Here is a 22,102-nt window from a genome sequence, read left to right on the forward strand (position 1 = left end):
GCCGTTCCCGGCATGCATGCCGGGAACACCGCCCGGGCCAGATGGTCCCGCACGCCCTTTGCTCTGCTTCAACCCACGCAACGCCCGCCGTTCGGTATCCGGACGTCAGGTGTCGCGTCCGGTGAAGCAGAGCAAAGGCGGCGGACGGTGGGTGCCTCGGACCGCCGGGGCCGGGACCGTGGCCGCTGCCCACCGTGCCGCCGTGCCCGCTGTTCTGCCCACCGACGCCCGGAAGGAGCGCGTGTGACGCCCGAGGAGATCCTTGCCGCCGACCGGGCGCACGTGTGGCATCCGTATGCCGCCATGCCGCCGGCGAGCCTGCCGTACGTGGTGGAGAGCGCCGAGGGGGTCCGGCTGCGGTTGGCGGACGGCCGGGAGCTGGTGGACGGGATGTCGTCCTGGTGGGCGGCGATCCACGGCTACCGGCACCCCGTGCTCGACGCGGCCGTGACCGACCAGCTCGGTCGGATGAGCCACGTGATGTTCGGGGGGCTCACCCACGAGCCGGCGGTCCGGCTCGCGCAGACCCTGGTCGAGCTGGCCCCGGAGGGGTTGGAGCACGTCTTCCTGGCCGATTCCGGCTCGGTGAGCGTCGAGGTGGCGGTGAAGATGTGCCTGCAGTACCAGCGGGCCACCGGTCGCCCCGAACGCCGTCGGCTGGCCACCTGGCGGGGCGGCTACCACGGCGACACCTTCCACCCGATGAGCGTCTGTGACCCGGAGGGCGGCATGCACCACCTCTGGGGCGACGTGCTGCCCCGGCAGGTCTTCGCGCCGGTGCCGCCGGGCGGGTTCGCCGACGAGCCCGACCCGGCGTACGTGGCGGCGCTGGTCGACGCCGTCGAGCGGCACGCGCACGAGCTGGCCGCGGTGATCGTGGAGCCGGTGGTGCAGGGCGCCGGCGGAATGCGTTTCCACCACCCGGGGTACCTGCGGGTGCTGCGCGAGGTGACCCGCGCGCACGGGGTGCTGCTGATCTTCGACGAGATCGCCACCGGCTTCGGCCGTACCGGCGCCATGTTCGCGGCCGAGCACGCCGGGGTTAGCCCGGACGTTCTCTGCGTCGGCAAGGCGCTCACCGGCGGGTACCTGACCCTGGCCGCCGCCCTGTGCACGGCGGAGATCGCCCGTGGCATCTCCGCCGACGGCGTGCTGGCGCACGGTCCCACCTTCATGGGCAATCCGCTGGCCTGCGCGGTGGCCAACGCCTCCCTCGGGTTGCTGAAGGCCGGGGACTGGGCTGGCGAGGTGGCCAGGATCGGCGCCGGCCTGCGCGGCGGTCTGGAGCCGTTGCGGGGTACGCCGGGGGTGGCCGACGTGCGGGTGCTCGGCGCCATCGGCGTGGTGCAGCTCGACCACGAGGTGGACCTTCCGGCGGCCACGGCGGCGGCGGCCGAGCGCGGGGTCTGGCTGCGGCCGTTCCGGGATCTGGTCTACACCATGCCGCCGTACGTCACCGACGACGCGGACCTGGCCCGTATCGCGGCCGGCATCGCCGCGGCGGTCGCGGCCGGCTAGGCCCGGCCGCCGGGGCCGTGGTGGCAGCCGGCTCGGTCGGGAGGACGCGGGCGGTGGCCACCGCCCACGAAGGAGTGCGACGAGAGGGGAAGTACCGGATGGAGAGCTTCGGCACCCGACTGCACCGGGCGGTGACCGAGCGGGGACCGCTCTGCGTGGGCATCGATCCGCATCCCGGTCTGCTGGCCCGGTGGGGGCTCGCCGACGACGTCCAGGGGCTCGACCGGTTCGCCCAGACCGTCGTGGAAGCCCTCGGTGACCGGGTTGCGGTGGTCAAGCCTCAGTCGGCCTTTTTTGAGCGGTTCGGCTCCCGAGGTGTGGCGATTCTTGAGTCAACTATCCGACAGTTACGCGATGCCGGCTCGCTCGTTCTGCTTGACGTCAAGCGTGGCGACATCGGCTCGACGGTCAGCGCGTACGCCTCGGCGTACCTTGATCCATCCAGTCCGCTGTATGTCGACGCGGTCACCGCGAGCCCTTACCTCGGAGTAGGTTCGCTCGCGCCGATGTTCGAGCTGGCCGCCGAGCACGGTGGCGGGGTGTTCGTGCTGGCGCTCACCTCCAACCCGGAGGGCGCGGCCGTGCAGCGCGCGCGCACGGCCGACGGTCGCACCGTGGCGCAGACCGTGATCGACGAGATTTCCCAGCTCAACGAGGGTGCGCAGCCACTCGGCAGCTTCGGGTTGGTGGTCGGGGCGACCATCGGTGACACCGGTCACGACCTCTCCCGGGTGGGGGGCCCGCTGCTGGCTCCGGGGCTCGGCGCACAGGGTGCCGGTGCGGCGGACCTGCGTACCGTCTTCGGTTCGAGCCTGCCCGCGGTGCTCCCGTCGTACTCCCGCGAGGTCCTGAACGCGGGCCCGGACACCGCCGCCCTGCGGGCCGCGGCGGACCGGGTGCTGGCCGAATGCCGGACCGTTCTGGCCGCTGCCTGACTGACTGACGGCTCGGTCACTCTGCGATGATCATCGCGCGTCCACGTTGCCGAAAGCTCCGTTGACCGCTAGTTTTCCCCGCGCTGGGAACCACGGACCCCTTGGTTCACAGCGACACCACGTTTCACAGATGCGGCGGTGCGCCCCGCCCGTCGCGATAGGGACCTGAGGAGAACTGGTGCCGCTCCCGTCACTGACCCCCGAACAGCGCGCTGCCGCGCTCGAGAAGGCCGCGGAGATCCGCAAGGCCCGTGCCGAGCTGAAGGAGCAGCTCAAGCAGGGCAAGACCACCCTCGGTGCCGTCCTCGAGCGCGCCGAGAGCGACGACGTCGTGGGCAAGCTCAAGGTGTCGGCCGTGCTGCAGGCCATGCCGGGCATCGGCAAGATCCGGGCTACCCAGATCATGGAGAAGCTCAAGATCGCTGACAGTCGTCGCCTGCGTGGCCTCGGCGAGCAGCAGCGCAAGGCACTGCTTGGAGAGTTCGCCGCCAACTGAACCTGGCAGCGTGTAGAAACAAGCAGTGAGCACGGATGACGAGGCGCGCCCGGCGGCTCGGCTCACTGTCCTGGCTGGACCTTCGGGTTCCGGCAGGGAGAGTGTCGTCGAGCTCGTCCGGGCGCGTTCTCCGTCCGTCTGGACCCCGGTGCCGGCGACCACCCGACCGCGCCGGGAGCGGGAGGTCGACGGCGTCGACCGGGTCTTCCTCGCCCCCGCCGAGTTCGACCGTCTGGTGGCCGCCGGCGAGCTGCTGGAGTGGTCCCGGATCGGCCCGCACCACCGCGGGACCCCGTACGGGCCACTGCGCGCCCGGCTCGACGCCGGCCAGCCGGTGCTGCTCCCGCTCGACGTCCCCGGAGCCCTGCTGGTCCGGGCGCGGCTGCCCGCCGCCCGGCTGGTGCTGCTGCTCCCGCCCGGACACCGGCCCGACCCTGCCGTCGCGGGCGCCTTCGACCTGGCCGTGACCCACGACCTCACCGATCGGGTGGCTGACGAGCTGGTAGGCTTGTTCGGTTCTTCTTATCCGGATCCGGCCCGGCCGCGCGTGCGCGGCTGAGACCGGCCGCGGTTGAGACTCAGCACCGCGTCCGCGCGGCTCGAAAAGACGCAGAGGTTAATTCGTGGGATCCATCGCCAACCCCGAAGGCATCACCAACCCGCCGATCGACGAGCTCCTCGAGAAGACGACGTCGAAGTACGCGCTGGTCATCTTCGCCGCCAAGCGCGCGCGCCAGGTCAACGCCTACTACAGCCAGCTCGGTGAGGGCCTGCTCGAGTACGTCGGCCCGCTCGTCGAGACCACCCCGCAGGAGAAGCCCCTCTCCATCGCCATGCGCGAGATCAACTCGGGCCTGCTCACCGCCGAGCCGACCGACCAGCCGTAACCCCCACACGTCGATGTCCGCCGGGATCGTCCTCGGGGTCGGCGGCGGCATCGCCGCCTACAAGGCCTGCGAGCTGCTGCGCCTCTTCACCGAATCGGGTCACCGGGTTCGTGTCGTGCCAACCGCGTCGGCGCTCCGTTTCGTCGGGGCGCCGACCTGGGCGGCACTCTCCGGTCAGCCGATCGCCGACGACGTCTGGTCCGACGTGCACGAGGTGCCCCACGTCCGACTCGGCCAGCAGGCCGACCTGGTGGTGGTCGCGCCGACGACCGCCGACCTGCTCGCCAAGGCGGCCCACGGCCTCGCCGACGACCTGCTGACCAACACCCTGCTGACCGCCCGCTGCCCGGTGCTGCTGGCCCCGGCCATGCACACCGAGATGTGGGAGCACCCGGCCACCGTGGCCAACGTCGCCACGCTGCGCGCCCGGGGCGTGCGGGTCATCGAGCCGGCCGTCGGCCGACTCACCGGCGCCGACACCGGCAAGGGTCGGCTGCCCGACCCGGCGGAGATCTTCGCGGTCGCCCGGCGGACCCTCGCCCGGGGCGGGGACGCCCCCGCCGACCTGGCCGGTCGCCGGGTGGTGGTCACCGCCGGCGGCACCCGCGAGCCGCTGGATCCGGTCCGCTACCTCGGCAACCGCTCCTCGGGCAAGCAGGGCTACGCCTTCGCCCGCGCGGCCGTGGCCCGGGGTGCCCGGGTGACCCTCATCGCCGCGAACGTGACGCTGGCCGACCCCGCCGGTGTCGACCTGGTCCGCGTCGGCACCACCGCCGAGCTGCGCGAGGCCACCCTCGCCGCCGCCGCCGAGGCGGACGCGGTGGTGATGGCCGCGGCTCCGGCCGATTTCCGGCCGGCGACGTACGCGCCTGGCAAAATCAAGAAGTCGGACGACGGCGTCGCGCCGACCATCGAGCTCGTCACGAACCCGGACATCGCGGCCGAGCTCGGCCAGCGCCGCCGGCCGGAGCAGGTGCTGGTGGTGTTCGCCGCCGAGACCGGCGACGCCGAGGCCAACGGCCGGGCGAAGCTCGCCCGGAAGCGGGCCGACCTGGTCGTGGTCAACGAGGTCGGCACGGACAAGGTCTTCGGCGCCGACACCAACGCGGCGACGGTCATCGGCGCGGACGGTTCGATGACCCGGCTGTCCGAGCGGTCCAAGGAGGACGTGGCCGACGCCGTGTGGGACCTCGTCGTGGCGCGGCTGGCCGGCCGCTCCTGACGGGTGGAACGGCACGCGACCGACCCCGCCACCGTCCGCAGCGGTGACTAGACTGCCGCGGAACGACTTTCACACGCTTAGGAGTGCCGTGACACGCCGCCTCTTCACGTCCGAATCGGTCACGGAAGGCCACCCGGACAAGATCGCCGACCAGATCAGCGATGGCATCCTCGATGCCCTGCTCGCCGAGGATCCGCACAGCCGGGTGGCAGTCGAGACCATGATCACCACCGGCCAGGTGCACATCGCCGGTGAGGTGACCACCAAGGCGTACGCCGACATCCCGACCATCGTCCGGCGGACGATCCTGGACATCGGCTACGACTCGTCGAAGAAGGGCTTCGACGGCGCCTCCTGCGGCGTCAGCGTCTCCATCGGCGCGCAGTCCGAGGACATCGCGCAGGGTGTGGACAACGCCTTCGAGCTGCGTACCGGGGCGTCGGAGAGCGCGCTGGACGCGCAGGGCGCGGGCGACCAGGGCATGATGTTCGGCTTCGCCTGCTCGGAGACGCCCGAGCTGATGCCGCTGCCGATCGCGCTGGCGCACCGGCTGGCCCGTCGGCTCGCCGCGGTGCGCAAGGACGGCACGATCCCGTACCTGCGTCCGGACGGCAAGACCCAGGTCACCATCGAGTACGACGGGCTGCGCCCGGTCCGGCTGAACACCGTGGTGGTCTCCAGCCAGCACGCCGCGGACATCTCGCTGGACTCGCTGCTCACCCCCGACGTGCGCGAGCACGTCATCGCCCCCGAGCTGGAGAGCCTCGGTCTGGACACCGAGGGCTACCGGCTGCTGGTCAACCCGACCGGCCGGTTCGAGATCGGCGGCCCGATGGGCGACGCCGGGCTGACCGGTCGCAAGATCATCGTTGACACGTACGGCGGCTACGCCCGGCACGGCGGCGGCGCGTTCTCCGGCAAGGACCCGTCCAAGGTGGACCGGTCGGCCGCGTACGCGATGCGCTGGGTCGCCAAGAACGTGGTCGCCGCCGGCCTGGCCGAGCGGTGCGAGGCGCAGGTCGCCTACGCGATCGGCAAGGCCCACCCGGTGAGCCTGTTCATCGAGACGTTCGGCACCGAGACCGTGCCGGTCGCCTCGATCGAGAAGGCCGTCACCGAGGTGTTCGACCTGCGTCCGGCCGCCATCATCCGCGACCTCAACCTGCTCCGCCCGATCTACCGGCAGACCGCCGCGTACGGCCACTTCGGCCGGGAGCTGCCGGACCTGACCTGGGAGAGCACCGACCGGGCCGCCGACCTCAAGTCGGCCGCGGGAGCCTGACCGGCATCAGGCGAGGCGACCGGCGACCCGCGGACGGGTCGCCGGTCGCTCGCGTCTGCGTGGACGTGCCGCTGGCCCACCTGGACCGGCCCTTCGACTATCTGGTGCCGGCCGAGCTGGACGCGGTGGCGGTGCCCGGCACCCGGGTGAAGGTGCGCTTCGCCGGCCAGCTCGTCGACGGCTGGTTGCTGGAGCGCGCCGACGACTCCGGGCACACCGGCCGGCTGGCCTACCTGGAGAAGGTGGTCTCCCCGGAGCCGGTGCTGGCGCCGGAGATCGCCCGTCTGGCGCGCGTGGTCGCCGACCGGTACGCGGGCAGCCTCGCCGACGTGCTCCGCCTGGCCGTGCCGCCCCGCCACGCCCGGGTCGAGAAGGAGCCGCGCGGCGTCCCCGGCCCAGCCGCCGACCGACCCGAGGCCGTCCCGCCCGGCGACGCTGCGACCGGCACCCCGGTCGGCGATGCTGCGACTGGCACCCCGCCCGGTGACGCTCCGACCATCGCGGGCGACGCCCCGACCGCCCCGACCGCCGCGACCGGTCCGTCCGGTCGGGCCGCACCGGTGCTCGACCCGCGGGGCTGGCGGGACTACCCGACCGGGCCGGCGCTGCTGCGCGCCCTCGCCGACGGCCGGGCCCCCCGCGCGGTGTGGTCCGCCCTGCCAGGGGAGGACTGGGCCGCCCGGTACGCCGACGCGGTGGCCGCCACGGTGGCCGGCGGACGCGGCGCGGTCGTCGTGGTGGCCGACGCCCGGGACCTGGACCGGCTGGACGCGGCGCTCACCGACACCCTCGGCCCGGGGCGGCACGCCAGCCTCTCCGCCGCCCTCGGCCCGGCGCGGCGCTACCGGGCCTTCCTCGCCGCCCGACGCGGCGAGGTGCCGGTGGTGATCGGCACCCGTGCGGCGATGTTCGCCCCGGTGGCCCGGCTCGGCCTGGTCGCCATCTTCGACGACGGCGACGACCTGCACGCCGAGCCGAGGGCCCCCTATCCGCACGCCCGTGAGGTGCTGCTCACCCGCGCCCAGCTCGCCGACGCCGGCGCGCTGGTCGGCGGGTACGCCCGCACCGCCGAGGCGCAACTGCTGGTGGAGACGGGTTGGGCCCGGGAAGTGGTCGCCGACCGGGCGACCGTGCGGGCGCGTACCCCGGCCATCGCGCCCACCGGCGACGACCCGCAGTTGGCCCGCGACCCCGGTGCGGCGACCGCCCGGCTGCCCAGCCTGGCCTGGACGGCCGCCCGCGACGCCGTTCGGGCGGACCTGCCGGTGCTGGTGCAGGTGCCCCGCCGCGGCTACCTGCCCTCGATTTCCTGCGCGGACTGCCGCACCCCGGCCCGCTGCCCGCACTGCGCCGGTCCGCTCGCGCTGCCGTCGGCCGGTGGCACCCCGGCCTGCCGTTGGTGCGGGCGGGTGGCCGCCGCGTACGCCTGCCCGGAGTGCGGCGGGCGGCGGTTGCGGGCCGCGGTGACGGGCGCCCGGCGTACCGCCGAGGAGCTGGGCCGGGCCTTTCCCGGCGTGCCGGTGCGCACCTCCGGGCGGGAGGAGGTGCTGACCGGCGTGCCCGGCGGCGCTGCCCTGGTGGTCGCCACGCCTGGGGCCGAACCGGTCGCCGAGGGCGGCTACGGCGCGGTGCTGCTGCTGGACTCGTGGGCCCTGCTGACCCGGGCGGACCTGCGGGCGGGGGAGGAGGCGCTGCGCCGCTGGCTGGCCGCCGCCGCGCTGGCCCGGCCGGCCCCGACCGGGAAGGTCGTGGTGGTCGCCGACGGCGCCCTCGCCCCGGTGCAGGCGCTGCTGCGCTGGGACGCGGCCTGGTTCGCCGCCCGGGAGCTGGCCGAGCGTCGCGAGCTGGGCTTCCCGCCGGCGGTGCGGATGGCGAGCGTCACCGGCGTGGCCGAGGCGGTGGCCGACCTGCTCGCCGCGACCCGGCTGCCCGACGGCGCGGAGGTGCTCGGGCCGGTGCCGGCCGAGGAGGGTCGGGAGCGGATGCTGGTCCGGGTGCCCCGGGCCCGGGCCGCCGCGCTCGCGGAGGCGCTGCACTCGGCGGCCGGGGCGCGGGCGGCCCGCAAGGCGGCCGACCCGGTCCGGCTCCAGGTGGACCCGCTGACCCTGTTCTGAGCATCCGCGGCTGCGGTCGCGGCGGTGCCGCCCGGGGCCGACGGCGCAGGCCAGAGGGCCTCTCGCACACCGCGTCCGGTAAAGCGGTGGCGGCCAAGTGGTAGCATCGCCCGTCATGCCCGGGCCTACGAATGGCGCGACGAAGGCGGAAGCGCGTCGGTCGGACGCGATATCGATGATGTCAATCAGCCGGTGATCAGGGGTGGACCAGTCGTGACCGTTCGTCAATCGATCGTCTTCAACGGCGACCTCGGCAGCGGCAAGAGCACCGTGTCGGTGGAGATCGCCAAGCGGCTCGGGCTGCGCCGGGTCAGCGTGGGTGACCTGTACCGCGAGATGGCACAGCAGCGGCAGATGACCGCTCTGCAGCTCAACCTGCACGCCGAGCTCGACCAGGCCGTCGACGGCTACGTCGACCAGCTCCAGCGCGACATCGCCGCCTCCGGCGAGCACCTCGTCATGGACTCCCGGCTGGCCTGGCACTTCTTCACCGACGCGCTCAAGGTGCACATGATCACCGAGCCGGGCGAGGCGGCCCGTCGGGTGCTGGCCCGCCCGTCCGGGCCGGCGGAGAGCTACACCTCACTGGAGGAGGCCAAGGCCAAGCTGCGCGAGCGCAGCGAGAGCGAGCGGAGCCGGTTCATCGTCCGCTACGGGGTGGACAAGGCGCGGCTGCGCAACTACGACCTGGTCTGCGACACCACCCGGGCCTCCGCGGCCGAGGTGGTCGAGCACATCGTCGCCGCGTACGAGGGCACGCTCGGCGCCGACGTGGTGCACGACGCCCCGCCGCTGCTGCTGCTGGACCCGGCCCGGGTCTACCCGACCGAGGACATCGCCACCCTGCGCGGCCTGTGGGACAGCGAGTTCGTCGGTGAGGTGGCCGAGGCCGGCGACGAGGCACTGCAGCCACTGAAGATCGGCTTCACCGGCGAGTACTTCTTCGTCGTCGACGGCCACCGGCGGCTCAGCGCCGCCCTGCAGAACGGCTTCTCCCTGGTGCCGGCCCAGCTCGTCGCCGAGGTCGACGAGCCGGTGGTGGGCGGGATGAGCGCGATCGACTACTTCGCCGCGCAGGTGCGCCCCGGCCTGGTCTACGACTGGGAGGCGGCCCACAAGATCCAGCTTCCGCTGCCCGAGCCGGCCCTGCTCGGCGGCGACGCGGTGCTGGCCGGGGAGCCGGGCGCCGGCGCCTGACGCGACCGCCCGGCGCACCGGCACCGCACCGGCGGGGATGCCGGCGGCCCCGCCGATGGGCATGATGAAGCCTCCGACGTATCGACACCGGAGGCCGGTCATGGATCCTGCCGAGGCACTCGCGCTGCTCATGTCACCGCAGGGGCGCATCGACCCGTATCCGACCTACGAGCGGCTGCGCGCGCACGGACCGTTGGTCCAGGCCGGGCCGGTGTTCTCCGTGGTGACCGGCTATGCCGAGGCCGACGAGATCCTGCGCGACTCCCGGTTCGGGGTGATGGACGACGCGTTGCGCGACCAGTTTCTCCCCGGGTGGCGGGACAGCCCGGCCGTCGCGTCGATCTCCCGGTCGATGCTGCGCACCAACGCTCCCGACCACAGCCGGATGCGGCGGCTCGCCGCCGGCGCCTTCACCCCCCGCCGGATCGCCGCCATGCGCGCCGTGGTCGAGGCGCAGGCCGAGGAACTGGTCGGCGCGATGCGGGAGCGGGCCCGGGACGGGGAGCCCGTCGACTTCATGGCCGAGTTCGCGTACCCGCTGCCGGTGGGAGTGATCTGCGCGCTGCTCGGCGTGCCGGCCGCCGACCGGCCGCTGTTCCGGCGCTGGGCCGCCGACCTGACCGGGGTGCTGGAGCCGGAGATAACCCCACAGGAGTTGGCCGTCGCCGACCAGGGCGCCACCGAGCTGCGCGACTACTTCGCCGCGCTGGTCCGCGACCGCCGCGCCGCGCCCGCCGACGACCTGACCACTGCCCTGGTCGGGGTGCACGACGCCGACGGCCATGATTCGGCCTCCGCGCCGCGAGGCGGCGCTCCGGACCGAATGAGGGCCGACGGTGCCCGGCTCTCCGGCGAGGAGCTGCTGGCCAACCTGGTGGTGCTGCTGGTCGCCGGCTTCGAGACCACCACCAACCTGCTCGGCAACGGCCTCGTCGTGCTGCTCGACCACCCGCGCGCCGCGGACGCGCTGCGCGAGCGGCCCGACTTCGCCCCCGGGTACGTCGAGGAGCTGCTGCGCTACGACTCCCCGGTGCAGCTGACCACCCGGATCAGTCAGGCGCCGGCCACCTGTGGCGGGGCCGAGCTGCCGGCGGGAAGCTGGACGCTGCTGCTGCTCGGCGCGGCCAACCGGGATCCCCGGCGCTATCCCGAGCCGCAGCGGTTCGACCCGTGGCGCCAACAGGTCCACCCGCTGTCGTTCGGGGCCGGGGCGCACTACTGCCTGGGCGCCGGGCTGGCCCGGCTGGAGGCGCAGGTCGCGTTCCCGCTGCTGCTGCGCCGGTTCCCCGGCCTCGCCCTGGCCGGCCGTCCCCGGCACCGGACCCGACTCACCCTGCGCGGCTACGAGACCCTGCCGGTGACGCTGGGCACATCCCCGCTGGCCGATCGCGGTACGCCGGCCGGGGTCCGTCCGGGCACTCCGTAGACTGGTACGGCACCGCTCGTCCCACCCATGAAGGAGCCGTCCCGCGTGACCGTTCAGCCCATCCGTCTGTTTGGGGACCCGGTGCTGCGCACGCCGGCCGATCCGGTCGTCGACTTCGACGCCGAGCTGCGCAAGCTCGTCGCCGACCTGACCGACACGATGCGGGAGCAGAACGGCGCCGGCCTGGCCGCGCCGCAGCTCGGTGTGGGCCTGCGGGTGTTCACCTTCGACGTCGACGACGTGCTCGGCCACCTGGTCAACCCGGTGCTGGAGTTCCCCGACTCCGAGGAGCAGGACGGCCCGGAGGGCTGCCTGTCGATCCCCGGCCTCTACTTCGACACCAAGCGGCGGCTCAACGTCGTCGCCAAGGGCTTCACGGCCTTCGGGGACCCGGTGCAGATCGTCGGCACCGGCCTGATGGCCCGCTGCGTCCAGCACGAGACCGACCACCTGGACGGGGTGCTCTTCCTCGACCGGCTGGACGCCGAGGGGCGCAAGGAGGCCATGAAGGCGATCCGTCAGGCCGACTGGTACGACGCGTCCGCCCCGCCCACGGTCAAGCTCAGCCCGCACCTCAGCGATCCATTCGGTCTGGGCCGGTGACGACGTGCGCGTGATCTTCGCTGGTACGCCGGCCGTCGCGGTCCCCGCGCTCGCCGCCGTCGCCGCGTCCCGGCACGACCTGGTGGCCGTGGTCACCCGGCCGGACGCGCCCGCCGGGCGCGGACGCGGCCTGTCCCGGTCTCCGGTGGGCGAGTGGGCTGACGAGCACGGCGTCGAGGTGCTCACCCCGGCGCGTCCCCGCGAGCCGGAGTTCCTCGACCGGCTGCGCGAGCTGGCACCGGACTGCGTACCGGTGGTCGCCTACGGCGCGCTGGTGCCGCCCGCGGCACTGGAGATCCCCCGGCACGGGTGGATCAACCTGCACTTCTCGCTGCTGCCGGCCTGGCGCGGCGCCGCGCCGGTGCAGCACGCGGTGCTGCACGGCGACGAGCTGACCGGGGCCAGCGTGTTCCAGTTGGAGCAGGGGCTGGACACCGGCCCCGTCTTCGGCACCCTCACCGACGAGATCCGCCCCGGCGACACCTCCGGCGACCTGCTGCAGCGGCTCGCCGAGTCGGGCGCCGGGCTGCTGGTGGCGGTGCTCGACGCGATCGCCGACGGCACCGCCCGGGCCGAGCCGCAGCCGGCCGACGGGGTGTCGCTGGCACCGAAGCTGACCGTGGAGGACGCCCGGGTGCGCTGGAGCGACCCGGCCTTTGCGGTGGACCGCCGGATCCGGGCCTGCACCCCGGCCCCCGGCGCGTGGACGACGTTCCGGGGCGAGCGGGTGAAGCTCGGGCCGATCGTCCCGGCCGCCGACGGCCCCGACCTGAAGGCGGGGGAATTGCTGGTGGAGAAGAATCGGGTGCTGGTCGGCACGGCCACCGTGCCGGTGCGGCTGGGTGAGGTACGGGCCGCGGGCAAGCGGGCCATGCCGGCGACCGACTGGGCGCGTGGCGTCCGCGTCAGCGCCGGCGAGGACCTCGCGTGACGGCCCCGGACGGTCCGACCCGCAGCGACAGCCACTCCGGCGCCGAGCGCTCCGGCGCCGACGCTGGGCAGCGGCCGCGCAACGACCGGTTCTCCGGTGACCGGCGCGGCGAGCGCTCCGACGGCGGCGGACGGCCGGCGCGCGGCGGCCAGTGGGGTGCGCGTGGTGGAGACCGCGGCGGTGAGCGTCGCCCGGCCCGGCCGCCGATGGACCGGCCCCGGCGGGCCGCGTACGAGGCGGTGGCGGCGGTGCACCGCGACGACGCCTTCGCCAACCTGGTGCTGCCGACGATCCTGCGCGACGAGGGGCTGTACGGGCGCGACGCCGCGTTCGCCACCGAGCTGACCTACGGCACCCTGCGTCACCTGGGCACCCTGGACGCGATCCTGACCGACGCGGCCGGCCGGGACGTGGCCCGCATCGACCCGCCGGTGCGCGACGCGCTGCGGCTCGGGGCGTACCAGTTGCTGCACACCCGGGTGCCGGCGCACGCGGCGGTCTCCTCGACCGTGGACCTGGTCCGCTCGGTCGCCCCGGGCGCCACCGGGTTCGCCAACGCGGTGCTGCGCGAGGTCTCCACGCGTGACGCCGACGCCTGGGTCGAGAAGCTGGCCCCGGCACGGGAGAGCGACCCGGTCGGCTACCTGTCTCTGGCGTACAGCCACCCGCAGTGGATCGTGCGGGCCTTCGCCGAGTCGCTCGGCGGTGACCTGGGCGAGACGGAACGCCTGCTGATCGAGGACAATGAGCGCCCGCCGGTGCACCTGGCCGCCCGGCCCGGGCTGATCGATCCGGTGGAGCTGGCCGACCAGGTCGGCGGTGCGCCGGGCGCGTTCTCCCCGTACGCCGTCTACCTGCCCGGCGGCGCCCCCGGTGACGTGGCTGCGGTGGCCGACGGCCGTGCCCACGTCCAGGACGAGGGCTCCCAGCTGGTGGCGAACGCGCTCGCCGAAGCGCCGCTGGACGGCCCGGACGGGCGTTGGCTGGACCTCTGCGCCGGGCCCGGCGGCAAGGCCGGTCTGCTCGGCGCGCTGGCCGCCCAGCGTGGTGCCCGGGTGACCGCGGTCGAGGTGGCCGAGCACCGGGCGCGGCTGGTCGAGCTGGCGACCCGGGGTCTGCCGGTGTCCGTGGTGGCCACCGACGGGCGCACGGTGGGCGCCGACCCGAAGCTGCCGGAGGGGCACTTCGACCGGGTGCTGGTGGACGCCCCGTGCACCGGGCTGGGGTCGTTGCGCCGCCGGCCGGAGTCGCGGTGGCGCCGTCAGCCCTCGGACCTGCCGCCGCTGACCCGGCTGCAACGCGAGCTGCTCGGCGCGGCGTTGCGCGCGGTGCGCCCGGGTGGCCTGGTCGCCTACGTCACCTGCTCGCCGCACACCGTCGAGACGCATGTGACGGTGACCGAGGCCGCCCGCCGCAGCGGGGTGTCGGCGGACTTCGTCGACGCCCGGCCGTTGCTGCCCGCCGGCATGCCCGGCCTGGGTGACGGGCCGACCGTGCAGCTCTGGCCGCACCGGCACGGCACCGACGCGATGTTCCTGGCCGTGCTGCGCCGCACCTGACCCCGCGTGTGAGGAGGGGCCCCCTGTTAACGCCTGGCGTTAACAGGGGGCCCTTCCTTACAGCTGGGTGGTGCGGTCAGGTGACGGGCAGGCCCTTGGTGCCGGCGCCCTTCATCGAGCGGGTCAGGTTGCGGTCGCTGACCCAGAGGAAGCACTGCACCCCCCGGTTGCCGTTCTTCCACTCCTGCTCGTACGGCTGGTAGTAGATCGTCCCGGCGCGGAAGTCCAACTGACCGTTGTCCGGCACCTTGGCGTACCGGGCGGTCAACGTCTGACAGGCGCGGTGGGTCCGCTTGTCGGTCCGGTTGAACTCCGCGTAGCTGATGTCCGGCGCCTGCCAGACCCCGACGAACTCGGCGTGGTGCTTGGCGGTGCAGGAGACGGGCACCATCTCGTCGACGTCGTCCTTGACCACCTTGGGGTTGAAGCAGCGGTACGCCAGCGGCGCGGCGCCGGTCAGCGCCCCGCGGAGGCTGTTCGTGCGCAGGCCGGCCGAGGTGTCGTCGAGGCCGGCGATCTCGATGACGTCGCAGCGGTACCAGCGGGCGCCGCCGGCCCAGGCGGGCGGCGAGGGCAGCACCACGGTCAGGCCGAGCCGACCGGAGCGCCAGTCCGCGCCGACCGCCTTGCTGACCTCCCGGTCGCAGCCTGCCTGCGCGGCGCGCATGCCCGCCGATCCGGCCGGCGGGGGTGAGTTCCGCTCGGCGCCCGGCCCGGTGAGCGTGCCCACGTGGAGGGTCTCCACCCGGTGCGCCTCGGTGCACGCCACCGGGTTGTAGCCGCTGAGGTAGCCGACCTGCTGGAAGGCCTGGTGGCAGACGTCGGCGGCGGGCACGAACTGCTGCGCGGCCACCGGTGCCGGCCAGTCGTCGGTGAGGTTCTCGTCCACCCCGGCGGGGGCGCCGCACCCGGTCAACGCCAGGGCCACCGCCGCGCCTCCGGCGACCGCCGCCAACCACCGTCGCATCCGCCGACCTCCCGCCGATCGTGGTCTCCGGCCGCCCCGAGCCGCCGGTAGCGCCACGGCGCAGCAGCATACGGCACAGGTGCTAGATCGCGGGGAGTCCCTGCGGGCCGGCGCCGCGCATGGAGCGGGTCAGTTTCCGGTCGTCGCTCCACAGGAAACAGCGCACCCCGCGGTCGCCCTCCTCCCACTCCCGCTGCGACGGTGGGTAGTAGATGGACCCGGCCCGGTACGGCAGGTCGCTGTTGTTGGGCACGGCCGCGTACGCGGCGATCAGCGCCATGCAGCGCCGGTGTGCCTGCTCGGCCGAGCGGGTGAACTCCGCCCAGCTCATGTCGCGCTCCACGTAGACGCCGACGAACTCGGCGCGGTGCGGCTCGGTGCAGAGCACCGGTGCCATGTAGTTGAGGTTGTCGCCGATCAGCTTCGGGTCGAAGCAGCGGTGGGTCAGCGGGGAGTCACCGATCATCGCGCCGCGCAGGCTGCCGCTGCGGTTCACCGGTCGGGTGTTGTCGATGCTGTCGGTCTCGCTGAGGTCGCAGCGGAACCACCGGGCGCCGCCGATCCAGGCCGGTGCCGACGGGAGCGCGATGTTCAGGGTGAGCCGGGCCGAGTGCCAGTCGCCGCCGAGCACCTCGCGGGCCCGCTGGTCGCACTCGGCGCGGGCGGTGCGCAGCGCCGTGGAGCCCGGTTCCGGGCGGGTGGCGGCCTGCGCGGTGGCGCCGGTGAAGGCGCCGACGTGGATCGCCTCGGCCAGGTGGTTGCGCGCGCAGTCGACCGTCTCGTACGTGCTGGCCTGCACGATCGAGGTGATCCGGGGCAGGCAGGTGTCCGTGGCGGGAACGAACGGCCTCGGCGCCCGCAGCGCGGGCCAGTCGTCGGTGAGGTCACCGTCCGCCCCGCGCGCCGGTACGCAGCCCGCCAGCAGGATCGTGGTGGCGCCGGCCAGCGCCAGCGCTTCGAGCCACCGTCGCATCTCCGCCCTTCCCGGGAGCTGACGGCCGGTCACCGAGACCCGCGGTGACGCACCGCGGGCGTACGGCTGTCGGCACCGTCCCTGTTGGAGTGTTGTCGCGTTCCCGTCGATCGGCCAGCCACGGATGTCTCTTCGTCCGGATTCGGTCAGCCGGATCGGTCAATTCTGCACCACAGGTCACCGCTGGATCACAGCGCGTCCCGGTTGGTGCCGCGATGCGGGCGGCGGGTGGCCGCGTTCGTACACTGGCCCCGTGACCGTACCGCCGCCGATCGTCGCGCCGAGCATCCTGGCCGCCGATTTCGCCCACCTCGCCGAAGAGGTCCGTGCCGTCGAGGACGCCGCGGACTGGTTGCACGTCGACGTGATGGACAACCACTTCGTGCCGAACCTGACCATCGGTCTGCCCGTGGTGCAGAGCCTGCGGGCCGCCACCACGCTGCCGTTCGACGTGCACCTGATGATCACCGACCCACGGCGGTGGGCTCCCGGCTACGCCGACGCCGGGGCGTACAACGTCACCTTCCACGCCGAGGCGTGCGACGACCCGGTGGCGCTGGCGAAGGACCTGCGCTCGGCCGGGGCGAAGGCGGGGCTGGCGATCGACCGGGACACCCCGATCGAGCCGTACCTGGACCTGCTGCCCAGCTTCGACACGCTGCTGATCATGACCATCAAGGCCGGCTTCGGCGGGCAGCGGTTCCTCCCGCACCTACTGGACAAGGTCCGCGCCGCCCGCCGGCACGCCGACGCCGGTCACCTGGAGTTGCGCATCGAGGTGGATGGCGGGATCGCCGCCGACACCATCGAGCAGGCCGCCGCCGCCGGCGCCGACGCGTTCGTCGCCGGCACCGCGGTGTACGGCGCGGCCGACCCGGCGGAGGCGGTACGGCGCCTGCGCGCGCTGGCGGAACGCGCGGCGCCCGGGGCCTGAGGTGGACCCCGACGGCGACCGCAAGGACATCATCCTCGTCGTCGACGACGACGCCGACATCGCGCGTTTCGTCGAGTTCAACCTGCGGCTGCACGGCTTCGACGTGCTCCTCGCCAGCGACGGCCAGGAGGCGCTGGAGATCATCGAACAGCAACGACCGGACCTGGCCGTGGTCGACCTGATGATGCCCCGCATCGACGGCCTGGAGCTGACCCGGCGGCTGCGCGCCGACCCGATGACCTCCGCCCTGCCGGTCATCATGCTGACCGCCAAGGGCATGACCGTGGACAAGGTGCACGGGCTCAGCGCCGGCGCCGACGACTACCTGGTCAAGCCGTTCGACACCGCCGAGCTGCTGGCCCGGGTCAGCTCCACGCTGCGGCGCAACAAGGAGTTCCGCGAGGTCTCGCCGCTGACCGGGCTGCCGGGCAACAGCCGGATCCGTCGGGAGATCAGCGACCGGGTCCGCCAGGGGGTGGACTACGCGGTCGGCTACATCGACATCGACCGGTTCAAGAGCGTCAACGACCGGTACGGGTTCGTCCGCGGCGACGACTTCATCTCCGCGCTGGCCCGCAGCCTGCACCGGGCGGTGGTGGCGGTCGGGTTGCCGCCGGCCTTCCTCGGCCACGTCGGCGGCGACGACTTCGTCATCGTCTGCACGCCGTCCCAGGTCCGCCCGCTGACCTCCCGGGCGGTGCTCGACTTCGAGAAGGCCGCCGACTCGCTCTACGACCCGACCGACCGGGAGCGCGGCTTCGTCGAGTTGAAGGACCGGCGCGGCACCATCCGCCGGGCCGCCCTGGTCACGCTCTCCATCGGGGTGAGCCTCTCCGACGCCGGCAAGCGCTTCACCGACCCCCTCGAGGCGATCGCGGTGGCCTCGGAGATGAAGACCGTGGCCAAGAGCCAGCCCGGGTCGTACGTGGCGGTGGACCGCCGCCGCGGGGTCACCTGAAAGGTACTTGCTCTGTGAAGTACATCCCTCGGTGGCGACGGACGCCGTTCGGCGTGTAAGACTTCCGGGGTACCCACCACGCGCTGGCGGGACTCGGTGTAATTCCGAACCGGCGGTGATCCACGGTCCGACCGTGGTAAGCCCGCGACCCGGACGGCTCTGCCGCCCGGTGGACCTGGTGAGAACCCAGGGCCGACGGTTGGGGGCGGTTCGTCCGCGCCCAGACAGTCCGGATGGGAGACAGCGCGCGGGACGGACGGGTCCGAGCCGGCCGCTGGCTTCAGCGTGCTGTGCCGACCCCCCGGGACGGCTGCGCCGTACCCGGAATCCGCCGCCGCCCGCTTGCGGCCCCCATGGCCGATGCCTCCCTCACCGCCCGCGCATGGACCGGCGAGTGAGAGGGCAGGGACAGGGCGATGGCCAGCGTCACCGTCGACGAGGCGATGCGGCGCGCGATCGAGCTGGCGGCGCGGGGACTCGGCACCACCAGCCCCAACCCGGTGGTCGGGTGCGTGCTGCTCGACACCGACGGCCAGGTCGTCGGCGAGGGCTTCCACGCCTACGCCGGCGGGCCGCACGCCGAGATCGTCGCGCTGGCCCAGGCCGGCGAGCGGGCCCGTGGCGGCACCGCCGTCGTCACACTGGAGCCCTGCGACCACACCGGCCGCACCGGCCCCTGCAGCACCGCGTTGGTGCAGGCCGGGGTCGGCCGCGTGGTGATCGCCGTGCCCGATCCGAACCCCGTCGCCTCCGGTGGCGCCGCCACCCTGCGCGCCGCCGGTGTCCAGGTCGACCTGGGGGTACGCGGGGACGAGGCCGAGGCCGGCAACGTGGCCTGGCTCACCTCGATGCGCCGGGGCTGGCCTTACGTGATCTGGAAGTACGCCGCCACGCTGGACGGCCGCTCGGCCGCCGCCGACGGCACCAGCATGTGGATCACCTCCGAGGCGGCCCGGATGGACGTGCACGCGCTGCGCGGCACGGTCGACGCCGTCATCGCCGGGGTGGGCACCGTGCTCGCCGACGATCCCCGGTTGACCGCCCGGAACCTGCGCGACGGCAGCCTGGCCATCCGGCAGCCGCTGCGAGTGGTGGTGGACAGTTCGGGCCGTACCCCGGCCGACGCCCGGGTCCGCGACGGCGCCGCCCGTACCTGGGTCGCCACCACCGCCGAGGTCGGAGCCGGCGCGGACGGCCGGGTCGACCTGCCGGCGCTGCTCGCGGCGCTGCACCAGCGCGGCGTCCGCGCGGCGCTGCTGGAGGGCGGCCCCCAGCTGGCCGGCGCGTTCCTGGCCGCCGGCCTGGTCGACAAGGTCGTCGGGTACGTGGCGCCCCGGCTGCTCGGCGCCGGCCCGACCGCCCTGGTCGACGCCGGCGTGAGCACCATCGCCGAGGCCATCGATCTGGAGCTTGTCGACGTTACGCAGGTCGGTCCCGATCTGCGGATCACCGCGTTGCCCCGAAAGAGGGAGGGCTGAGATGTTCACCGGAATCGTCGAGGAGTTGGGCGAGGTCGTCCGGGTGACGCCGACGGCGGGGGACTCGGCGCTGGTCGCCGTGCGCGGCCCGCTGGTCACCTCCGACGCCCGCCATGGCGACTCCATCTCCGTCAACGGCGTCTGCCTGACCGTGGTGGACACCGCGGACGGCGTCTTCACCGCCGACGTGATGGGTGAGACGTTGCGCCGCTCCGCTCTCGGCACGCTGCGCCCGGGCGACCCGGTCAACCTGGAGCGCGCCGCCGCGCTGGGCAGCCGGCTCGGCGGGCACCTGGTGCAGGGGCATGTGGACGGTGTCGGCGAGCTGATCTCCCGGGAGCCGGCCGAGCAGTGGGAGACGGTCCGCTTCCGGCTGCCCGCCGCGCTGGCCCGGTACGTGGTGGAGAAGGGCTCGATCACCATCGACGGGGTCTCACTGACCGTGGCCGAGGTTGGCGCGGACGAGTTCGCGGTCGGGCTCATCCCGACCACCCTGAAGCTGACCACGCTCGGCGCCCGACGCGTGGGCGACCCGGTCAACCTGGAGGTCGACGTGCTGGCCAAGTACGTCGAGCGGCTGCTCGGCGCACGGCTCACCGACGGCGCTGTCGTGCCCGGCGTGGCCGGCCCGCTCGGCGGCGTCGCCGGCGAGGTCGCCTGATGGGCCCGCTCGGCTGGCTGTTGGACGCCCAGGTCGGTGTCGCCGGCTCGCCGGTGCTGGTCCGGGAGATCGTCGGCAACGTCTTCGGGCTGGCCTCCGCGCTGCTCGGTGTGCGCCGACTGCTCTGGGCCTGGCCGGTCGGCATGCTCGGCAACGCGCTGCTGTTCACCGTCTTCCTCGGCGGGGTGTTCGCCACCCCGCAGGCCCACGACCTGTACGGGCAGGCCGGCCGGCAGATCTTCTTCTTCGCCGTCAGCGTGTACGGCTGGTGGCGCTGGACGCGCAACCGCCGCGCGGAGGGCGCGGGCGGGCACGCCGCGGTGACCCCGCGGTGGGCCACCTGGCGGGAGCGGGCACTGCTGCTGCTCGCCGCCGTCGTCGGCACCGCCGCGGCGTACCCGGTGCTCGCCGCGCTGGGCTCCTGGGGCCCACTGCCCGACGCCTGGATCCTCACCGGCAGTCTGCTGGCCACCTACGGAATGGCCCGGGGCTGGGTCGAGTTCTGGCTGATCTGGGTCGCCGTGGACGCGGTTGGCGTGCCGCTGCTGCTGCGCGGCGGGTTCTACCCGTCCGCGGCCATGTACCTCTTCTACGGCGCATTCTGCGTCTGGGGCTTCGCCGCCTGGTGGCGCACCTCGCGTGCCACCCGGCCGGTCACCGCCCCGATCCCGTCCACCTACACGGAGGCCGTCGCATGACCAACTTCGCCAGTATCGAGCAGGCGGTCGCGGACATCGCCGCCGGCCGACCGGTCGTCGTGGTCGACGACGCCGACCGGGAGAACGAGGGTGACCTGATCTTCGCGGCCGAGCTGGCCACGCCGGAGCTGCTCGCCTTCATGGTCCGCTACACCTCCGGTTACGTCTGCGTGCCGCTGACCGAGAGCGAGGCCGACCGGCTCGACCTGCCGCCGATGCACCACACCAACCAGGACCGGCGCGGCACCGCCTACACGGTGACCGTGGACGCCCGGGAGGGGGTCAGCACCGGCATCTCGGCGGCGGACCGGGCGCACACCATCCGGCTGCTCGCCGACGCGTCCACCGACCCGACCGACCTGGCCCGGCCCGGGCACGTGGTGCCGCTGCGCGCCCGCGAGGGCGGGGTGCTGCGCCGCCCGGGGCACACCGAGGCGGCGGTGGACCTGACCCGGCTGGCCGGGCTGCGCCCGGCGGGCGTGCTCTGCGAACTGATCAACGACGACGGCACCATGATGCGTCTGCCGGACCTGGAGAAGTTCTGCGCCGAGCACAGCCTCACGCTGATCACCATCGCCGACCTGGTCGCGTACCGGCGGCGTACCGAGAAGCAGGTCGAGCTGGTCGCCGACGCCCGGATGCCGACCCGGCACGGGGTGTTCCGGGCGCTGGGCTACCGGGCCGAGCACGACCCGGCCGAGCACGTCGCGATGGTGCTGGGCGACCTCGGTGACGGCCAGGACGTGCTGGTCCGGGTGCACTCCGAGTGCCTCACCGGCGACGTGTTCGGCTCGCTGCGCTGCGACTGCGGCCCGCAGCTGGACGCCGCGCTTGCCCGGGTGGCGCAGGAGGGGCGGGGCGTTGTGCTCTACGTGCGCGGGCACGAGGGGCGCGGCATCGGGCTGCTGCACAAGCTGCAGGCCTACCAGTTGCAGGACCTGGGTCGGGACACCGTGGACGCCAACCTCGACCTGGGGCTGCCGGCCGACGCCCGGGACTACGGCACCGGCGCGCAGATCCTCTACGACCTGGGCGTGCGCTCGATGCGGCTGCTGACCAACAACCCGGCCAAGCGGGCCGGCCTGGAGGGGTACGGCCTGACCGTCACCGGCCGGGAGGGGCTGCCCGTCGGGGCGAACGCGGAGAACGTGCGCTACCTGCGGACCAAGCGGGACCGGATGGGTCACCTGCTGGACGAGTTGGACGAGGTGGCGGAGGCCCCGCTGGGGCGTCCGGTCGCCAACGACGAGATCGGAGCATGAC

Annotated in this window: 21 protein-coding genes and 1 riboswitch; of the genes, 19 read left to right on the top strand and 2 right to left on the bottom strand. The window is 73.9% G+C overall.

Going from position 1 to position 22,102, the window contains the following annotated elements; genetic code table 11:
* Window positions 1–243 precede the first annotated feature (243 nt).
* The 13 genes from ACFOW4_RS08330 (at window position 244) to ACFOW4_RS08390 (ending at window position 14,170) form a co-directional block, all read left to right on the top strand.
* Window positions 244–1,518: an adenosylmethionine--8-amino-7-oxononanoate transaminase gene (locus tag ACFOW4_RS08330; protein WP_377525992.1), complete on the top strand. Its 1,275-nt coding sequence runs from the start codon at window positions 244–246 to the stop codon at window positions 1,516–1,518.
* Between the two features lie 98 nt (window positions 1,519–1,616).
* The gene (pyrF, locus tag ACFOW4_RS08335) at window positions 1,617–2,453 is read left to right on the top strand and encodes an orotidine-5'-phosphate decarboxylase (protein WP_377525993.1); all 837 of its coding nucleotides are present in this window, start codon (window positions 1,617–1,619) and stop codon (window positions 2,451–2,453) included.
* Window positions 2,454–2,631: 178 nt separating this feature from the next.
* Complete coding sequence (gene mihF, locus ACFOW4_RS08340; RefSeq protein WP_007458370.1) at window positions 2,632–2,949, top strand: integration host factor, actinobacterial type; 318 nt, start codon at window positions 2,632–2,634, stop codon at window positions 2,947–2,949.
* Between the two features lie 25 nt (window positions 2,950–2,974).
* Window positions 2,975–3,508: a guanylate kinase gene (locus ACFOW4_RS08345; protein ID WP_377525996.1), complete on the top strand. Its 534-nt coding sequence runs from the start codon at window positions 2,975–2,977 to the stop codon at window positions 3,506–3,508.
* Between the two features lie 64 nt (window positions 3,509–3,572).
* On the top strand, window positions 3,573–3,836 hold the full coding sequence (gene rpoZ, locus ACFOW4_RS08350; protein ID WP_030335666.1) for a DNA-directed RNA polymerase subunit omega: 264 nt from the start codon (window positions 3,573–3,575) through the stop codon (window positions 3,834–3,836).
* A gap of 13 nt (window positions 3,837–3,849) precedes the next feature.
* Window positions 3,850–5,058, top strand: a complete 1,209-nt coding sequence (gene coaBC / locus ACFOW4_RS08355; protein ID WP_377525997.1) for a bifunctional phosphopantothenoylcysteine decarboxylase/phosphopantothenate--cysteine ligase CoaBC — start codon at window positions 3,850–3,852, stop codon at window positions 5,056–5,058.
* Between the two features lie 88 nt (window positions 5,059–5,146).
* On the top strand, window positions 5,147–6,340 hold the full coding sequence (gene metK, locus ACFOW4_RS08360; protein ID WP_377526000.1) for a methionine adenosyltransferase: 1,194 nt from the start codon (window positions 5,147–5,149) through the stop codon (window positions 6,338–6,340).
* Window positions 6,341–6,399: 59 nt separating this feature from the next.
* Entirely contained in the window at window positions 6,400–8,454 is a 2,055-nt protein-coding gene (locus tag ACFOW4_RS08365) for a primosomal protein N' (protein ID WP_377526001.1), read from the top strand.
* A 213-nt stretch (window positions 8,455–8,667) separates the two neighbouring features.
* On the top strand, window positions 8,668–9,651 hold the full coding sequence (locus tag ACFOW4_RS08370) for an AAA family ATPase (protein WP_377526002.1): 984 nt from the start codon (window positions 8,668–8,670) through the stop codon (window positions 9,649–9,651).
* 100 nt (window positions 9,652–9,751) lie between these two features.
* Window positions 9,752–11,077, top strand: a complete 1,326-nt coding sequence (locus tag ACFOW4_RS08375) for a cytochrome P450 (protein ID WP_377526004.1) — start codon at window positions 9,752–9,754, stop codon at window positions 11,075–11,077.
* A gap of 45 nt (window positions 11,078–11,122) precedes the next feature.
* Complete coding sequence (def, locus tag ACFOW4_RS08380) at window positions 11,123–11,680, top strand: peptide deformylase (RefSeq protein WP_377526005.1); 558 nt, start codon at window positions 11,123–11,125, stop codon at window positions 11,678–11,680.
* 4 nt (window positions 11,681–11,684) lie between these two features.
* The gene (gene fmt, locus ACFOW4_RS08385; protein WP_377526007.1) at window positions 11,685–12,611 is read left to right on the top strand and encodes a methionyl-tRNA formyltransferase; all 927 of its coding nucleotides are present in this window, start codon (window positions 11,685–11,687) and stop codon (window positions 12,609–12,611) included.
* Window positions 12,612–12,817: 206 nt separating this feature from the next.
* A complete protein-coding gene (locus ACFOW4_RS08390) occupies window positions 12,818–14,170 on the top strand; it encodes an RsmB/NOP family class I SAM-dependent RNA methyltransferase (protein WP_377526122.1) in 1,353 nt (450 codons plus the stop codon).
* Between the two features lie 76 nt (window positions 14,171–14,246).
* Here the strand turns inward: ACFOW4_RS08390 and ACFOW4_RS08395 are convergent, their stop codons facing one another.
* Entirely contained in the window at window positions 14,247–15,137 is an 891-nt protein-coding gene (locus tag ACFOW4_RS08395) for a septum formation family protein (protein WP_377526008.1), read from the bottom strand.
* An 82-nt stretch (window positions 15,138–15,219) separates the two neighbouring features.
* Entirely contained in the window at window positions 15,220–16,110 is an 891-nt protein-coding gene (locus ACFOW4_RS08400; RefSeq protein WP_377526010.1) for a septum formation family protein, read from the bottom strand.
* 253 nt (window positions 16,111–16,363) lie between these two features.
* Here ACFOW4_RS08400 and rpe point away from each other — a divergent pair, with 253 nt between their 5' ends.
* The 6 genes from rpe to ACFOW4_RS08430 all read left to right on the top strand — a co-directional run bounded on the left by rpe (window position 16,364) and on the right by ACFOW4_RS08430 (window position 22,101).
* Complete coding sequence (rpe, locus tag ACFOW4_RS08405; protein ID WP_377526011.1) at window positions 16,364–17,044, top strand: ribulose-phosphate 3-epimerase; 681 nt, start codon at window positions 16,364–16,366, stop codon at window positions 17,042–17,044.
* Window position 17,045: 1 nt separating this feature from the next.
* Window positions 17,046–18,002: a response regulator gene (locus ACFOW4_RS08410; RefSeq protein ID WP_377526012.1), complete on the top strand. Its 957-nt coding sequence runs from the start codon at window positions 17,046–17,048 to the stop codon at window positions 18,000–18,002.
* Window positions 18,003–18,080: 78 nt separating this feature from the next.
* Window positions 18,081–18,251, top strand: a riboswitch (FMN riboswitch).
* A gap of 167 nt (window positions 18,252–18,418) precedes the next feature.
* The gene (ribD, locus tag ACFOW4_RS08415) at window positions 18,419–19,480 is read left to right on the top strand and encodes a bifunctional diaminohydroxyphosphoribosylaminopyrimidine deaminase/5-amino-6-(5-phosphoribosylamino)uracil reductase RibD (RefSeq protein ID WP_377526014.1); all 1,062 of its coding nucleotides are present in this window, start codon (window positions 18,419–18,421) and stop codon (window positions 19,478–19,480) included.
* A 1-nt stretch (window position 19,481) separates the two neighbouring features.
* The gene (locus tag ACFOW4_RS08420) at window positions 19,482–20,141 is read left to right on the top strand and encodes a riboflavin synthase (protein ID WP_377526015.1); all 660 of its coding nucleotides are present in this window, start codon (window positions 19,482–19,484) and stop codon (window positions 20,139–20,141) included.
* Entirely contained in the window at window positions 20,141–20,839 is a 699-nt protein-coding gene (gene pnuC, locus ACFOW4_RS08425; protein ID WP_377526017.1) for a nicotinamide riboside transporter PnuC, read from the top strand. Before ACFOW4_RS08420 ends, pnuC begins: the two co-directional genes overlap by 1 nt.
* A complete protein-coding gene (locus ACFOW4_RS08430) occupies window positions 20,836–22,101 on the top strand; it encodes a bifunctional 3,4-dihydroxy-2-butanone-4-phosphate synthase/GTP cyclohydrolase II (protein ID WP_377526018.1) in 1,266 nt (421 codons plus the stop codon). The genes pnuC and ACFOW4_RS08430 overlap by 4 nt, the downstream gene beginning before the upstream one ends.
* Window position 22,102: the final 1 nt, after the last annotated feature.

This window comes from Micromonospora sp. GCM10011542, from assembly GCF_042650685.1.
Lineage (GTDB): Bacteria > Actinomycetota > Actinomycetes > Mycobacteriales > Micromonosporaceae > Micromonospora.

Excerpts from the sequence above, each read along its gene's own strand:
- pyrF (WP_377525993.1), top strand. The coding sequence starts at position 1,617 with ATGGAGAGCTTCGGCACCCGACTGCACCGGGCGGTGACCGAGCGGGGA.
- coaBC (WP_377525997.1), top strand. The coding sequence starts at position 3,850 with ATGTCCGCCGGGATCGTCCTCGGGGTCGGCGGCGGCATCGCCGCCTAC.
- ACFOW4_RS08375 (WP_377526004.1), top strand. The coding sequence starts at position 9,752 with ATGGATCCTGCCGAGGCACTCGCGCTGCTCATGTCACCGCAGGGGCGC.
- ACFOW4_RS08390 (WP_377526122.1), top strand. The coding sequence starts at position 12,818 with ATGGACCGGCCCCGGCGGGCCGCGTACGAGGCGGTGGCGGCGGTGCAC.
- ACFOW4_RS08395 (WP_377526008.1), bottom strand. The coding sequence starts at position 15,137 with ATGCGACGGTGGTTGGCGGCGGTCGCCGGAGGCGCGGCGGTGGCCCTG.
- ACFOW4_RS08400 (WP_377526010.1), bottom strand. The coding sequence starts at position 16,110 with ATGCGACGGTGGCTCGAAGCGCTGGCGCTGGCCGGCGCCACCACGATC.
- ribD (WP_377526014.1), top strand. The coding sequence starts at position 18,419 with ATGGCCAGCGTCACCGTCGACGAGGCGATGCGGCGCGCGATCGAGCTG.
- ACFOW4_RS08420 (WP_377526015.1), top strand. The coding sequence starts at position 19,482 with ATGTTCACCGGAATCGTCGAGGAGTTGGGCGAGGTCGTCCGGGTGACG.
- pnuC (WP_377526017.1), top strand. The coding sequence starts at position 20,141 with ATGGGCCCGCTCGGCTGGCTGTTGGACGCCCAGGTCGGTGTCGCCGGC.
- ACFOW4_RS08430 (WP_377526018.1), top strand. The coding sequence starts at position 20,836 with ATGACCAACTTCGCCAGTATCGAGCAGGCGGTCGCGGACATCGCCGCC.